Genomic DNA, 2,091 nt, shown 5'->3' with positions numbered 1-2,091 from the left:
CACAGTCATCCTTGACCTCGATCTCCAGCTTCTCCCCCTGCTCGGTGAGCACCAGATAGGGCAGCAGGTTGGCCTCCCCCTTGACCCTGAGGGTGTGGCTCTCTCCCGCCACCAGGTACAGGTTGGCGGGCACGCCCGCCAGCACCCGGGTCACCTCATGCCCCAGGGGATGCTGCTGCTCCACCACGGCCCCCTCCCCGCGCACCTTGACGTCATCCTGCCAGCTGCATCCGGTCAGTCCCAGGGCCAGCACCACTCCCAGCATCCATTTCATCCCGCTACTCCTCGTTTCCTCTTTGCCGCACGGCGCGGCAGGTGAGTGGCAATCAGCAAACCCTGTGCCATATTGCTAACGCCATGATTTATCTATCCATTTCAATATTTCGAGGCTCGAAGGGTCCATAACAAAGAGTCATTCAGACCACAATCTGGTCAATCTGACCACACCCGAAGGAGGGTGTTGACCCATTTTTTGGTTGCCGCCCCGGTTCGTTGAGCCAATAGTGATACCTGGTGCGTATAGAGCACTCCATCGCTGCTTCACCCGCCAGAATCAACAAGGAGTCAGAGCGTGACCCAAGCCAGCCACCCATTCGTCCATCCGGGCCTGCCTGCCCCCACCCGCACCCCGCTGCTGACCGGCGACGATCCCGACCACAAGCGCCGCGAGCTGCTCGCCTACTTCTGCCAGACCTTCGATCTCTACGACTCGCTGTTCGACTGCCTGGCCGACGAGCGGGCCTGGTTCAACAAGGCGATCCCCCTGCGCCACCCCCTCATCTTCTACTACGGCCATACCGCCGCCTTCTTCATCAACAAGCTGCTGGCGGCCCGTCTCATCGAGAGTCGGCTCGACCCACGCATCGAGGCCCTGGTCGCCATCGGGGTGGACGAGATGAGCTGGGACGATCTGGACGAAACCCACTACGACTGGCCCACGGTGGCCGAACTGCGCGCCTACCGCGGCCGGGTGCGCGCCCTGGTGTGTGATTTCATCGAGCGGATGCCGATCGAGCTGCCCATCCATTGGCAGAGCCCGGCCTGGGTCATCCTGATGGGCATAGAGCACGAGCGCATCCACCTCGAGACCTCCAGCGTGCTGATCCGCCAGCTGCCCCTGGCCTGGGTGCGCAGCCAGCCCCAGTGGCCGGTCTGCCCCGAGGCGCGCCACGATCTCGCCGCCGTCCCCGTCAACACCCTGCTGCCGGTGGCCGGCGGCCAGGTGCGCCTCGGCAAACAGGATGCCACCTACGGCTGGGACAACGAATACGGCGAGCGCCACATCGAGCTGGCCCCCTTCCAGGCCAGTCGCATGCTGGTGAGCAACGCCGAATACCTGGCCTTCGTGCAGGCGGGCGGATATGAAGCGCCCGCCTGGTGGGACGACGAGGGCCGGGGCTGGCGCCAGTATGCCAACGCCCGCATGCCCACCTTCTGGGTCGGCGATCCCAATGAACCCGAGCAGTTGCAACTGCGGCTGATGACCGAGCAGGTCCCCATGCCCTGGGACTGGCCGGTGGAGGTGAACCAGCTGGAGGCCGCCGCCTTCTGCCGCTGGAAGGCGGATCAGACCGGCCTGCCCATCCAGTTGCCAAGCGAGGGGGAGTGGATGCTGCTACGGGAGCAACTGGCCGGCGATCAGCCGGACTGGATGGAGGCCCCCGGCAACATCAACCTGGCCCGCTTCGCCTCCTCCTGCCCGGTGGATGCCTGCCCCCAGGGCAGCTTCTTCGATCTGGTGGGCAACGTCTGGCAGTGGACCAGCACCGCCATCGACGGCTTCGAGGGGTTCAAGGTGCATCCCCTCTACGACGACTTCTCTACCCCCACCTTCGACGGCAAGCACACCCTCATCAAGGGCGGGAGCTGGATCAGCACCGGCAACGAGGCACTCAAATCCTCCCGCTACGCCTTCCGTCGCCACTTCTTCCAGCACGCGGGCTTCCGCTACCTGGTCTCACGCCATCAGGAGCCCGTCATCGTGAACCCTTATGAAACCGACACGCTCGTCGCCCAGTATCTCGACTTCCAGTACGGTCCGAGCCACTTCGGGGTCGCCAACTACGCCGAGGCTCTGGCCGGTCTTGCCAG

1 protein-coding gene and 1 pseudogene are annotated in these 2,091 nt (G+C 64.5%); one reads left to right on the top strand and one right to left on the bottom strand.

Annotated features, from left to right (window positions below; genetic code table 11):
* Positions 1-274: pseudogene (locus tag AACR77_RS13810) on the bottom strand (DUF2807 domain-containing protein); the annotation flags it as partial.
* Positions 275-571: 297 nt separating this feature from the next.
* Between AACR77_RS13810 and ovoA the strand changes: the two are divergent.
* A partial coding sequence (gene ovoA / locus AACR77_RS13805; protein ID WP_042882198.1) for a 5-histidylcysteine sulfoxide synthase occupies positions 572-2,091 on the top strand: 1,520 nt, incomplete at its 3' end.

Source organism: Aeromonas sp. ZOR0002 (assembly GCF_963866995.1).
GTDB classification, from domain to species: Bacteria; Pseudomonadota; Gammaproteobacteria; order Enterobacterales; family Aeromonadaceae; genus Aeromonas; species Aeromonas caviae.
Note: the sequence above shows the minus strand (reverse complement) of the source record. Positions and strands in the feature narration are given on the sequence as shown.